The following is a 13,796-nucleotide window of genomic DNA, read 5'->3' on the forward strand; positions in this document are numbered from 1 at the left end:
GTTCAAAATGGCCAGATCATGGGTACCAGCATGACAGCCAAAACCCCAACCAAAAGCGTTAAACCACCGCCGAAAATCAAATAATCACGAAAGCGGTAACCGCCCGGTCCATAAACCATCAAGTTGGTCTGATAGCCGATGGGGGTAGCGAAACTACTGGAAGCGGCCAGCATCAGTATGACGATAAAGGGCGTGGGGTTGAGTTGTAATTGATGAGTAATGGCCATCACAATGGGAAAGACCAGAACCGCCGCGGCATTATTGGTGATGATGGCGGTGAGAAGCGCTGTTAGTCCATAGGTTTCCGCCAATAGCATCCAGGGTCCATTGGCCATCTGTAAAAAAACTTGCGCCGCGGCGTGGCTAGCTCCAGAGCTATCCAAAGCTTGACCAATGGCAAAAGAAGCGGCAATGGTGAGCAGGACCGAGCCATCTACACTGCGCCGGGCTTTATTCCAGGTACAGCAGCCTGTGATCAGCATGGCGCTAGCGCCTGCCAGCACTGCTTCAAACATGGACAGCTGGCCGCTGGTTGCTAAAACCACTACCCCTGCCAAGATTGCCCAGGCCAGCCAGGCTTTTTCGTGCTTGGGACGGGCTTGACCGTCCACCTCGCTTACTAACAAAAAATCCCGCGATTGCCGGTAGCGGTCAACAAAGCTGGGTTGAGTTTCCAGTAACAACGTATCTGCCGGTTGCAGGCAGACTTGGCCTAGATTACCGCTTACCTTTTCACCGTTGCGGCACACCGCCAGAACCGCAGCCCCATATTGGGTACGGAAACGCCCGTCGCGGATGGTTTGCCCAACCAGGGCGCACTGGGGGGAAACGACGGCTTCTACAATGCAACGTTCGGGATGAGTGGCAAGATTGAACCCACTTTGCGCCGAGGGTCTCAATCCCTTGATTTGCTGAAGGTCAATAGCAGCATCCGTGCTTCCAACAAAGACGAGCCGGTCGTTGGCTTGCAGCCTTTCCTTGGGCCCCACGGCAGCGAGAAGGGTTTCCCCGCGTTCGATTTCCACCAGATAGACATCACCCAAATGGCGTAGCCCGGCCTCTTCCACGGTTTTGCCGACCAAGGGGCCATGAGGTTCCACTTCCATCTCGATGGTGTACTCTTTGGGGTTGCCAAACATGGAATCGGCGGATTCCCGTTGCGGCAGCAGCCATCGATTGAAGATCAGCATGTAGAGTATTCCCGCGATCCCAATTGGGATGCCAATCCAGGCCAGATCGAACATTCCCAAGGCAGCTTTCGGGTAACGCTGAGCCAGTAGAGAGTTGACCACCAGATTGGTGCTGGTTCCGATTAAAGTGCAAGTGCCGCCCAGCATTGCGGCGTAACTCAATGGCAGCAATAACCGGGATACGGGCAATTTCAAGCGCCGGGCCCAGGTGATGACGGCGGGGATGAAAGTGGCGACCACCGGGGTATTGTTCATGAAGGCGCTTAGGAAGAAGACCGGCAGCGTCGCTTTTAAAAGCGCTCTGTTTTGACTTCGAGGGCGGCCCAGAATATGGCGGACAATGACCTCCACGCCTCCGGTTTCCCGGATGCCGGCCACAAGCACATACATTAAAGCCACGGTCACCATGCCGGGATTGCTTAGGCCAACGAGAGCGTCTGGAATATCAATGACGCCACTCAGTAGTAGAACCGTGACTCCCCCTAGAAGAATCAGTTCCGGTCCCCACGGACTAAAAGCCATCAGAAGAATACAAATCCCGGTTGTGGCAACGGCCAGCCAGGCTTGGAAAGTCATTGACGGTTTATAAAAAGATAGCTCGGCATTGAAGGCAGAAAAAGGCTACGTAGTATTGCCTTCAGGCATCAAAAGGGGTTTGTTATCAACGATAGCCTGTTCGTAGAGGTGGCAATATTCTTGGGCGCTTCTACGCCAGGAGAAGTCTTTTGCCATGGCAGTTTGTTGTAAAGATCGCCACAGTTTTTCATTGGTGTAAAGCAACCAGGCTCGTTTCACGGCTTCAACCAGCGTACTTCCGTAGGGTTGGTTAAAGCTGAAACCCGAAGCGGTTTTATCCCTTAAGGTTAAAGGCGTTGCGTCACTGACAGTATCCGCCAAGCCGCCGGTCCGGTGGACAATGGGGAGGGTGCCATAACGCTGGCTATACATTTGATTCAGGCCGCAAGGTTCAAAGCGCGATGGCATCAAAAACATATCGGCGCCTGCTTCGATTTGATGGGATAAAGCCTCATCGTAACCAATATGGACGACTACTTGCTTGGGATGGCGGCGCGACCAATACAGCAAGCTGTGTTCGAAATCGCTGTCACCAGAGCCTAAAAAGACAAACTGCAGGGGAAATTGCAGTAATTCCGGTAAGGCCTTTAGGATCAAATCGATGCCTTTTTGCGGTACCAGGCGTCCAATAAAAGCCAATAAAGGTTGCCCGGGTTGCTGTGGCAATTGGAAACGTTCTTGTATTGCTATTTTGTTTTCTTTTTTTAACTGCAGGGACTTACTGTCGTAGGTTTGGGCGATGAGCTTATCAGAAGCGGGGTTCCATTTGTTGGTGTCAATGCCATTTAGAATGCCGCTTAAGCGGTCCTTGCGGTGGCGGAGCAGGCCTTCTAGACCATAACCGAAGCGGGGGGTTTGGATTTCCCGGGCGTAAGTGGGGCTGACGGTGTTGATTCGGTCCGAATAGACCAACCCTCCTTTGAGAAAGGACAGCTGTCCGTGAAATTCCAGTCCTTCCGGGTGCCATAGTGATGGTGGCAGTTCCAGTGCGGCGCAAGTCGCTTCCGGAAACAGACCTTGATAAGCCAGATTGTGGATGGTGAAGACCAGCGCGGGCCGGTTGGCCTCCAATGAAAGCAACGCTGGAACCAATCCGGTTTGCCAATCATTACAGTGAACAACGTCGGGTTGCCAGTCGAGGCCGGCATGGTTCAAGGCCAAGTGAAATCCCGCCCAGCAAAGGGCGCCAAATCTTTCCGCGTTATCGGGCCAAGGATTGCCGTCTTCGGCCAGGTATGGATTACCCTCGCGCTCGAACCAATGGGGGGCGTCCAGAAGCCAAAGAGGGATGTTGCTATTGGGCAAAGTACCCGCCAATAACGTGGCTGAATGTCCCAGCAGCTGTAGATGGGCGACAGGGGAGGCATTTGGCAGGACTGCTTTGGCTTCGGGGTATGCGGGCATCAGCACGCGAATGTCTTTGCCCAATTCAGACATGGCCTTGGGCAGGCTGCCTGCCACGTCAGCCAATCCCCCGGTTTTAATCAGCGGAAACAATTCGCTGGCAATAAATAAGATTTTCACGGAAACAGGCTTCTAGTCAGATTCTAAGGGTTCTTCTGGAAGCACGGTGGGCTCTGCCTGGCGGCAAAATACAATACCGCTTAAAGGTGGCAGGGTAATGCTGATGGAATAGGGACGTCCCATCCAAGGCACTTCTTCGGCTTCGATCCAGCCGTTGCCCACATTGCTCCCCCCGTAGTAGCTGGAGTCGGAATTGAAGATTTCCTGATAGCCTCCGCTTTCCGGGACGCCCAGACGGTAGTCGTGGCGGGGAACGGGGGTAAAATTGAGGGCGACGAGTAGGAAGTCTTCTTCGTCCTTGCGCAAGTAGCTTAGCGTGGATTGCGCTGAATCATGGCAATCTACCCATTCGAAGCCTTGGTGGTCGAAATCGAAGTGATGCAATTCAGGGTGGGTGGCATAGAGCCGGTTGAGATCAGACAATAGTGTTTTAACCCCTTGGTGGAATGGATGCTTGAGCAAATCCCATTCCAGTTCTTGATCAAAGTCCCATTCCGAGACTTGGGCGAATTCACTGCCCATAAACAGCAGTTTTTTGCCGGGATAAGTCAGCATATAGGTATAGAGTAAACGCAGGTTGGCAAATCGTTGCCACTCATCGCCGGGCATTTTCCCAATCATCGAGCCTTTGCCATGCACCACTTCGTCGTGGGAAAAAGGGAGAACGAAATTCTCGGTAAAGGCGTAAAGCAGGCCGAAGGTGAGTTGGTCGTGGTGGTATTGACGGTGAATGGGGTCGTGACTCATATACGATAATGTATCGTGCATCCAGCCCATGTTCCACTTCATGGCGAATCCCAACCCCCCTACCCAGGGCGGCCGGGTGACTTGGGGCCAGGCAGTGGATTCCTCGGCGATTACGACGGTGCCAGGGTGTTGTTCCTGGGTCACGCTATTGAGCTGGCGGAGAAATTCGATGGCTTCCAAATTCTCGTTGCCACCGTATTGATTAGGTACCCAATCGCCAGGCTCGCGGGAATAATCCAGATACAGCATGGAAGCGACCGCATCCACCCTGAGGCCATCAATGTGAAATTCCTCCAGCCAATACATGGCGCTGCCGAGAAGGAAATTACTCACTTCCGGGCGCCCGTAGTTGTAAATCAAGGTGCCCCAGTCGCGGTGCTCTCCTTTGCGGGGATCGGCATGTTCGTAGAGTGGCGTGCCGTCAAACCAGGCCAACGCAAAGGCGTCCTTGGGAAAGTGGGCGGGCACCCAATCTAAAATAACGCCGATATCGTTTTGGTGACAATAATCGACAAACCAGCGGAAGTCGTCTGGCCGGCCAAAGCGGCTGGTGGGGGCGAAATAGCCCGTGGTTTGATAGCCCCACGAGGCGTCCAAGGGGTGCTCGGTAATCGGGAGCAGTTCAATATGGGTGAAGCCCATTTCCTTAACGTAAGGGACGAGTTCTTTAGCCAGCTCCCGGTAACTGAGAAACCCGCCTTTTTTGTCGCGGCGCCAGGAGCCTAGATGCACTTCATAGGTGGATTTGGGCTCATGCAGCCAATCCCATCGGCGCCGTTTTTTCATCCACGCCTGGTCCTGCCATTGATAGGTATCGTCTTTGACGACAATCGCTGCAGTGTTGGGGCGCAGTTCAAAAAATCTGCCGTAGGGGTCGGTTTTCAAAAACACATCCCCGGAATCCCGGTTGCGAATTTCGAATTTATATAACAGTTCTTCCTTGAGGCCGGGTATGAACAGTTCCCAGACGCCGGACTCATAACGGCAACGCATGGGATGACAACGACCGTCCCACCGGTTGAATTCGCCCACGACGCTGACCCGTTCGGCGTTAGGCGCCCAGACTGAAAACAAAACCCCGTCAATGCCCTCGACGGTTTTCAGATGTGCTCCCAAAATCCGGTAAATGTGCCAATGCTTTCCCGTGCCAAACAGATATAAATCAAAGTCTGGAATCTGTGGCGCAAAAGTGTAGGGATCGATAAAACGGTGCTTTTTACCCACCTTATCTGTCCATACGACTTCATAGTGAATTGGAATATCCACGTCTTTGACAGAACCTTCGAAAATGTCAGTGCCATCAATCCGCTTTAATTTGGGGCCCTTGGCAATTTGAACCTCTTTGGCATCTGGTACGAATACCCGGATCAAATCGTCGCCGTGTTCGTGGTGCCGGCCCAATACATCAAAAGGGTCGTGATGCCTGGCCTGGATGATCTTCTCCAGGTCCGGTGGTAAAGCTTTGTTCTTGGTTGAAGATGCGGAAATACTTGAGTTCACGTAACTGTTTCTCTAATAATAGTTCGGGAGCAAAAGCAGAAAGCGGCTGTTTTTGCCATTATAGTAACAAATTCCGCCAGCCAGGGAGACATCCAATGCCTGAAAACAAATACGAACGATTTGTTAGTCTGATGACCCGCCACACGGTTGCCATGGTGCTTGCCGGTGGCCGCGGCAGCAGGCTGCGAAAATTGACCGAATGGCGCACCAAGCCCGCCGTCCATTTCGGCGGCAAATACCGGATCATCGATTTTACTTTGTCCAATTGCCTGAATTCCGGCATTCGCCGCATCGGTGTGTTGACGCAATACAAGGCGGACTCGCTCATTCGGCATATCCAAAAGGGTTGGGGTTTTCTGCGGGGCGAATTGGGAGAATTCATAGATCTTTTGCCCGCCCAGCAACGGCTCAGCGAATCTTGGTATGCAGGTACCGCGGATGCCATCTATCAGAACTTGGACATTCTCCGCAACTATGGTCCTGAATACGTGTTAGTGCTGGCGGGCGATCACGTTTACAAGATGGACTACGGCGCCATGCTGGGCTTTCACGGTATGAACGAAGCGGATCTCACCATTGCCTGCATCGAGGTTCCTATTGAAGATGCCAAGGCTTTTGGCGTCATGCAGGTGGATGAGAATGGCCGTATCGTCGATTTTGTCGAGAAGCCGGAAAATCCCCCGGCGATTCCAGGAAAGCCCGACACCGCCCTCGCTTCCATGGGCATTTATGTTTTCAATGCCAAATTTTTGTTCGAGCAGCTGATCAAAGATGCTGACAACCCAAAATCCAGTCACGATTTCGGCAAGGACATCATTCCCCAGGTGATCAAAAGTTACCGGGCATTTGCCTATCCTTTTCTTGATGTTCAGACCGGCATACAAAGTTACTGGCGGGATGTGGGGACCATTGATTCGTATTGGTCAGCCAATATGGAGCTTATCGGAGTGAACCCCGAGTTGAATCTCTACGATCAAGATTGGCCGATTTGGACCTACCAGGAGCAAGCGCCACCGGCAAAGTTTGTGTTTGAGGACCGTGAACACGACCGCGTGGGACAAGCCTTTGATTCCATGCTCTGTGGTGGGTGTATCATTTCCGGCGCCACCATCCGTCACTCTATTTTTTCTTCTAATATCAGGGCCAATTCCTGGGCTTTGGTGGAGGATTCAGTAGTGTTGCCGCAGGTGAATATTGGCCGCCACGCCAAGGTTCGCAAGGCGATTCTTGATCGTGGTTGCAATATTCCTGAGGGCATGGAAATTGGCTATGATCTGGAGGAGGACAAAAAACGTTTTGACGTAAGCCCTGGCGGGATTGTCACGGTAACGCCGGATATGCTCGGGCAAAAAATCCATTTTGCCCGCTAATGCCAACGGCAGTTGAAAGTAGTGTCCTGGAAAGGCGCCGGGCAGGGGTTCTATTACATATCACATCATTGCCGGGCCAGGGAAGTACAGGCGACCTGGGGGAGCATGCTCACCGTTTTGTCGAGTTCCTAGCAGGTAATAGCTTCTCGGTCTGGCAGACCCTTCCCGTGGGTCCTACCCACGAGGACGGCTCCCCGTATCAATGTTTATCCGCCCACGCTGGCAATCCCTTGTTGATCAACCTGCAATGGCTAGTTGAGCAAGGCTGGCTGGACCCAGAGAAAACCTGTATCAAAGCACTTTCGGTGGCAGCCAGGGAAGAATGCCTTAAACAAGCCTTTCAAGCATTTAATGAAGCAAAAGATAGCGAACAACAAGAGGCTTATCAAAAATTCATCCGTTTTCATCATTATTGGTTGGAAGACTTTGCCCTGTTCATGGCGCTTAAGGCCAGCTTCAAAAATCAAGCTTGGTGGGATTGGCCTGAAAGTTACCGAGACCGGAATCCCGCCGCGATAGAGGAAGTATGCCGGCAACTGGCTGATGAAGTCAGGCGGATTCAATTTGAGCAGTTCGTTTTTTTTCAGCAATGGAAAGAACTGCGCCATTATGCTCACCAACATGGGGTGCTGCTTTTCGGCGATATGCCTATTTTTGTGGCTGCCGACAGCGCTGATGTCTGGGCGCGGCGGGAATATTTTCTCCTGGATGAAGAAGGACATCCTACGGTTGTGGCCGGGGTGCCGCCGGATTATTTTTCCGAAACCGGCCAGCGTTGGGGCAACCCCCACTACAATTGGCGGAAAATGCAGGAGGATGGGTTTGCCTGGTGGATCGAGCGAATGCATACCCAATTGGAATTATTCGACTGGATCCGGATTGACCATTTTCGGGGCTTTGAAGCCTACTGGGAAATCCCTGCCAATTCTATGACCGCCATTAAAGGCCGTTGGGTGGAAGCGCCTGGGGAGGCGTTGCTGGAAGCCATATACGAAAAATTCGGCGCATTACCCCTGGTAGCGGAAAACCTGGGAATTATCACGCCGGAAGTGGAGGCTATGCGCAAGAAATTCGGCATTCCAGGCATGCTTATCCTGCAGTTTGCCTTTGAAGGCGGGACAGAAAACCCTTACCTACCCCATAATCACACGCAGGATAATGTGGTTTATACCGGCACCCACGATAACGATACCACTTTGTCCTGGTTCGAATTGCTGAATGCCCACCAGCAAGACTATGTTGTCGATTATCTTGCCCATCCCCAGGTTTCCATGCCTTACAGTTTGGTTCTGAGTGCCATGCAATCGGTGGCCAAGCTGGCGGTGATACCCATGCAAGATATATTAGGCTTGGGGCAGGGACACCGAATGAATACTCCAGGCACCATCGAAGGGAATTGGCAATGGCGTTTTTCCTGGGACCAGGTGAGCCAAGCCGATGTTGGCCAAATCAAGCACTGGGTTGAGCTTTACGGTAGGGGCTGAAACAGGGGCTTTTGCTGGAGACGGGCAAGCAACGACTGTAGAGCAGTGGTTGCATCTTGCTTGAGTTGCGCAGAAAGCCACGGTTGATTTGGATTGTCAGGAAGCACAGCGGTTTTTTGGAAATATTTAAGCGCTTCCTGAAAATAGCCGGTTTGCCTTAGAAAATCGGCAAAATAATAATTTGCCTCGATGCCTTCTGGGTTCAAGGCCAATGCCTTGCGCAGATACTGTTCTGCTTTTTTGTTATCGCCAAAGGAAATGGGCCATCCTGGCGCTTGATAATAGAGGCAGCCCAAGGCTAGATATGCCGCGCCGTCAAGTGCGGAGGGATTAATCTTGATCGCTTGCTGTAATAAATTACGGGCCTCCTCCAAATTGGATAATGCTGAGAGGTCGGGTGCTACCCCGGTACGGGTAACTAATACAATTGCTTCCCAGATAAGAAGTTCGGCCTGGTTGGGCTGTTGTTTTTTTAATGATTTAATGTGGGCTAAGAGCTGTGTTAGCCCCTCTTTGCGCTGTTCTTCCGGCCAGTGGTAATAAATTTCATCCCATTGTTGTTCTATTTGGGGAATGGAAAACGGTAGGGGCTCCGCCCTAAGAGCTTCCGTCTGCCATGCAGCAAAGAAAAAGGAAAACAGCCAAGTGACTATAAGGGATGCATGGGGTTTCATTGTTGTGAAAAGATAAAAATATTTGCCTATTTACAACAAATTATAGGCTTTTGTCAGATTTTTTCTAGTTTTGTCCCAGCAAACATTACCTAATTGAGATACCTTCCTAGTTAAAGCCAGCATAGCTGACATTATTTTAAGGCGATAGTGAATAATCCCACTTAGGAGACCATATTCAGACTAGCCTTCTTCCGGTATATCTGTCCCAAATACCTCAGTGGTGTAGCGATACATCCGCAAATTGTTTGACCAATAATCGGGTGGCAGGCCGGCCTTTAATTTTAGATGACGAAGGAAATCCACAGGATTTGGCAACGATTCCCATACGGCGGGCAGAAAGGTGCCTCGGTGGTGGCCATCCTCAAGAACCAGACCGTCAATGCCTGGACGGATTTTGGAAAGTAAATCTTGTTCGGAAATAAACTGGATTTCCTCTAACGGACTGAGCACAGAGATATGGATATCCAGATTATCTACTTCGTCCTCAGTCACAGGTGGAAAGCGGGGATCTTGAAAGGCCGCGGCGAAGGCATTGTAGATGACATCTTCCGCCAGTGGACGGCGCGGCTCTAATGAACCGATACAGCCGCGCAGCTGACCATTTTCTTGAAGGGTGACAAAAGTCGCTCTTTGTTCCTGCAAGGGCGGCGGCAGTTGTTGAAGATCTACTGCCGCTGGCCGTCCATGACGGGCGCCGTAACGAATGGATTCTCTTGCCAGTTCGAGCAGTAACTGCCGGTGTTGTGGAGAAAGTGAATGATTGGTGCTCATCTTAGTACGTATATATGTGTTTAAGGAGAAATGTGGGCAGGCTTTTGGGCTATGAGTAAAAGACGTAGGCGCCATACCCTACCACTTGATCTCGGGGTCCAGCGGTATCGCCAGAATTGCGCAGATCCACAGTTTCTGCCTTGAGATTATGATGGCGGGCAGCCAGCAACAGTCCGGCTACGGGGATACGGCCGCAGGCAGACTCCACGCCGAGACGGCTGGGATCGAGATCTTCGATGGCTGCCGAAGTAGCGGCATCCAACTGTTTGGCGGTTTCGTAATCATAGTAGTGGCTGAGATCCGAACTGATGATAATGAGGGTTTCCGCCCCTCCCCACAAACGTTCCAGAACCGTAGCCACTTCTTCTGGTGTTGCATCGCCAACCACAATGGGGACTACCTTGAAGTCTTCTAGCACTTCCTGCAAGAAGGGCAGCTGAACTTCAAGACTGTGTTCCGGTTCATGGGCTGCGTCGAATTGCACCACAAAGGGTAGATCGGCGATGGCTTGAATGGCCTGTTTGTCTACTGCCACTGCGCCCAAGGGGGTCATAAAGTAATCGGCGGCAGGGATTGCCAGGCCCTGGAAGGGTACGCGGTGAGCCGGTCCCAGTAAAATCACCCGTTTGATAATATCTTTCGCTGGTATCAGCAGCCGGTAAGCACTGGCGGCAACCGGACCCGAATAGACATAGCCTGCGTGCGGGGCAATAATAGCCTTAGGGACGGGACCTTCCACTTGAGTGGATGCGAGAAATTGCCGCACCATTTGGTCCAATTCCCGAGGGTTGTCCGGATAAAACATTCCGGCAACGGCGGGGTGACGGATGGCAGTCATATTCTTCTCCCTTTGAACTTGAAATTGACTCTTACCGTCTATATATGGACATTACCCACACAATTCAACAGGGGAAATACAATGACTACCGCCGCACTCGTTAAAGATACTGTGCCCACCAAGTATTGGCATAAATTGCCCGATGGCAAAATTCAGTGTGACCTCTGCCCGCGTTTTTGCAAACTGCACGAAGGGCAGCGTGGATTGTGTTTTGTGCGCGCCTGTCAAAATGGCCAGATTGTCCTCACCTCTTATGGCCGAGCCAGCGGGTTTGCCATTGATCCGATCGAAAAAAAACCCCTTTATCATTTTCTTCCCGGTACGCCGATTTTGTCGTTTGGCACCGCAGGCTGCAATCTGGCTTGCAAGTTTTGTCAAAACTGGGATATCAGCAAATCCCGCGAATTCGATACCTTGACCGTGGAAGCGCCGCCTAATGCGATTGCCTTGGCCGCCAAAGATTTGGGGTGCAAGAGCGTGGCTTATACTTATAACGACCCGGTTATCTTTCATGAATATGTCATTGATACCGCGATTGCCTGCCGGGAAGAGGGTATCAAATCGGTGGCGGTGACCGCAGGTTTCGTGTGCCCAGAGCCGCGCCAAGAATTCTATCAATACATGGATGCGGCCAATGTGGATTTAAAAGCGTTTACCGAAGATTTTTACCACAAAATCTGCGGCGGGCATTTGCAACCGGTATTGGAGACTCTCGAATACATCAAGCATGAAACCGACGTTTGGTTGGAAATCACTACTTTATTAATTCCGGGGGAAAATGATTCCGAGGAAGAAATCGACAAAATGACCCAGTGGGTGATGGAAAAGCTGGGGCCTGATGTCCCGCATCACTTCACCGCTTTTCATCCAGACTGGAAGATGGTGGACAAGCCGCCCACGCTGCCGGAAACCTTAATCCGCGCCCGTAATATCGCACTGAAAAACGGCTTGCGCTATGTCTATACCGGTAATGTCCACAATCCGGAAGGCGATAGCACCTGGTGCCACCAATGCGGACAGTTATTGATTGGCCGCGATTGGTATATTCTCACCGATTGGAACCTGACCGCCGATGGTAAGTGCAGCCAATGTGGCACGCCGGTAGCAGGTGTATTCGAGGAAAAACCCGGCGACTGGGGAGCGAAACGGTTTGTGGTGGATATGTCGAGATATACTCGTATGGCCCAGTAATCTAGCCCGGATATTTCACCAGCCGGCTTCGGACTTTCTTGTGATTAACTGATTTTTGAACATAAAATGCTTAAGTTTCATGATTTCCACGAAATCCGATTTGGATTCAGCCCGAATCGTATCCCGGCCCTGGCTTGTCCAGGCACGTCTGGGCTTGGGCTTCCTTCAAGCCATAGCTAAGGCTATGCCTTTCAGTCCAGCCCGGCGCCCAGCCGCACCTGTCCTGCGCCATCATCCGGGATGCTGGTGAAATATCCGGGCTAGGTGTAATCTAGGGGTTAATTTTGCCCAGGTGTGAGAATCGTATTTGCGGGCGGCTTGCTGTTGTCCGGGTGGGGATAATCAAGGGTGTAATGCAACCCCCGGCTTTCCTTGCGGGCCATGGCGCTACGCACGATCAATTCGGCGGCAATGATGAGGTTGCGCAGTTCCAGCAGGTCGCTGGTGACCCGGAAATTCCCATAATATTCAGCAATTTCCTGTTTCAGCATTTCAGTTCGCCGCAATGCCCTTTGCAGGCGTTTATTGGTGCGGACAATGCCGACGTAATCCCACATGAAGCGGCGGATTTCGTCCCAGTTGTGGCTGACGACAACTTCTTCGTCCGAATCGGTCACCTGAGATTCATCCCAGGGGGGCAATTGAGGTGGCGGGGGTAATTCCGGCAGTTGCCGGCGTAAATCATCCGCTGCCTGTTTGGCAAAAACCAAGCATTCCAGCAAGGAATTGCTGGCCATGCGATTGGCGCCATGAAGGCCCGTGCAAGCGGTTTCCCCGACCGCATAAAGCCCCGGAATATCAGTGCGGGCGCGGGCGTCTGTCATGACACCGCCACAGGTGTAATGGGCGGCAGGTACAATTGGAATCGGCTGCTGGGTGATGTCGATATTGTATTGCAGGCATTTTTCGTAAATGGTGGGGAAATGGTTTTTGATAAAATCCGCGCCCTTGTGGGAAATGTCGAGGTACAAACAATCCACCCCCAGCCGCTTGATTTCATGGTCGATGGCGCGGGCGACAATATCCCGGGGGGCCAGTTCTTCCCGTGGATCGAAGCGCTGCATGAAGCGTTCGCCATTGGGCAGCAGCAGTTTTCCGCCTTCGCCTCTCAGTGCCTCGGAAATCAAGAATGACCGGGCTTCGGGGTGGTACAGGCAGGTGGGGTGGAATTGCATGAATTCCATGTTGGCCACCCGGCAACCCGCCCGCCAAGCCATTGCGAGGCCGTCACCGGTGGCGGTGTCGGGATTGCTGGTGTACAAATAAACTTTGGCGGCGCCGCCGGTGGCGAGTACCACGGCCCGGGCGCGGAATAATTTAACCTTTTGCCTTTCCCGGTCGAGGACATAGGCCCCTAGCACCCGTTGAGGAGACATTTTTAATTTGTTGGCAGTGATCAGGTCAATGGCGTTGTGAAATTCAAACAAGTCGATATTGCTATGTGCCTTGGCCTGGGCTAGCAATGAGGTTTCCAAGGCTTTTCCGGTGGCATCAGCAGCGTGGACAATGCGGCGGTGGCTGTGTCCTCCTTCCCGCGTCAAATGCAAGTGTTTTTCTCCGTTTTCTGATTCCACCTCAGTGAAGGCGACGCCTTGACGCAGCAGCCATTCGATACAATCCTTCCCTTGGGAAACCACCAACCGGACGATGTCTGGATTGCATAACCCGGCGCCGGCGTCCAGGGTATCTTCGATATGGGCTTCCAGGGAGTCATTGGCGTCCAGAACCGCAGAAATCCCGCCTTGGGCGTAAAAAGTGCTGCACTCTTGCAGTTGCGTTTTGGAAAGCACGGCAACTCGCGCAATATCGGCGATTCTCAGGGCAAGACTCAAGCCTGCGGCACCGCTGCCGATGATAAGCAGGTCATAATTGAGAGATTCACTCATAGGAAATTTATACCAGAATCCCAAAAAAAATGCTTTTTTGCAGTA

Annotated in this window: 10 protein-coding genes; 3 read left to right on the top strand and 7 right to left on the bottom strand. The window is 52.1% G+C overall.

Going from position 1 to position 13,796, the window contains the following annotated elements:
• Positions 1-2: 2 nt before the first annotated feature.
• From AXA67_00800 to AXA67_00810, 3 genes are read right to left on the bottom strand one after another with little or no spacing between them, the layout of a single operon-like run.
• Entirely contained in the window at positions 3-1,766 is a 1,764-nt protein-coding gene (locus tag AXA67_00800) for a potassium transporter TrkA (protein KXJ40725.1), read from the bottom strand.
• A gap of 45 nt (positions 1,767-1,811) precedes the next feature.
• Positions 1,812-3,290 carry a glycogen synthase gene (locus tag AXA67_00805; protein ID KXJ40726.1) on the bottom strand — a complete coding sequence of 493 codons (1,479 nt, stop codon included), beginning with the start codon at positions 3,288-3,290 and terminating at the stop codon, positions 1,812-1,814.
• Between the two features lie 12 nt (positions 3,291-3,302).
• Positions 3,303-5,525 carry a glycogen-branching enzyme gene (locus tag AXA67_00810; protein ID KXJ40771.1) on the bottom strand — a complete coding sequence of 741 codons (2,223 nt, stop codon included), beginning with the start codon at positions 5,523-5,525 and terminating at the stop codon, positions 3,303-3,305.
• Between the two features lie 107 nt (positions 5,526-5,632).
• Between AXA67_00810 and glgC the strand changes: the two genes are divergently transcribed.
• Positions 5,633-6,907 carry a glucose-1-phosphate adenylyltransferase gene (glgC, locus tag AXA67_00815; protein KXJ40727.1) on the top strand — a complete coding sequence of 425 codons (1,275 nt, stop codon included), beginning with the start codon at positions 5,633-5,635 and terminating at the stop codon, positions 6,905-6,907.
• Complete coding sequence (locus tag AXA67_00820) at positions 6,907-8,391, top strand: 4-alpha-glucanotransferase (GenBank protein KXJ40728.1); 1,485 nt, start codon at positions 6,907-6,909, stop codon at positions 8,389-8,391. Before glgC ends, AXA67_00820 begins: the two co-directional genes overlap by 1 nt.
• On the opposite strand, the gene AXA67_00825 is transcribed toward AXA67_00820, so the two are convergent.
• The 3 genes from AXA67_00825 to AXA67_00835 form a co-directional block, all read right to left on the bottom strand.
• Positions 8,376-9,065 (bottom strand): hypothetical protein, encoded by a 690-nt coding sequence (locus AXA67_00825; protein ID KXJ40729.1) that lies wholly within the window; start codon positions 9,063-9,065, stop codon positions 8,376-8,378. The genes AXA67_00820 and AXA67_00825 overlap by 16 nt on opposite strands.
• A gap of 180 nt (positions 9,066-9,245) precedes the next feature.
• Entirely contained in the window at positions 9,246-9,836 is a 591-nt protein-coding gene (locus tag AXA67_00830) for a hypothetical protein (GenBank protein KXJ40730.1), read from the bottom strand.
• Positions 9,837-9,885: 49 nt separating this feature from the next.
• A complete protein-coding gene (locus tag AXA67_00835) occupies positions 9,886-10,674 on the bottom strand; it encodes an extradiol dioxygenase (GenBank protein ID KXJ40731.1) in 789 nt (262 codons plus the stop codon).
• A gap of 81 nt (positions 10,675-10,755) precedes the next feature.
• Between AXA67_00835 and AXA67_00840 the strand changes: the two genes are divergently transcribed.
• Positions 10,756-11,865 (top strand): radical SAM protein, encoded by a 1,110-nt coding sequence (locus AXA67_00840; GenBank protein ID KXJ40732.1) that lies wholly within the window; start codon positions 10,756-10,758, stop codon positions 11,863-11,865.
• Positions 11,866-12,143: 278 nt separating this feature from the next.
• Here the strand turns inward: AXA67_00840 and AXA67_00845 are convergent, their stop codons facing one another.
• Complete coding sequence (locus tag AXA67_00845) at positions 12,144-13,751, bottom strand: L-aspartate oxidase (protein ID KXJ40772.1); 1,608 nt, start codon at positions 13,749-13,751, stop codon at positions 12,144-12,146.
• Between the last annotated feature and the right edge of the window lie 45 nt (positions 13,752-13,796).

Source organism: Methylothermaceae bacteria B42, assembly GCA_001566965.1.
Taxonomy (GTDB): Bacteria; Pseudomonadota; Gammaproteobacteria; order Methylococcales; family Methylothermaceae; genus Methylohalobius.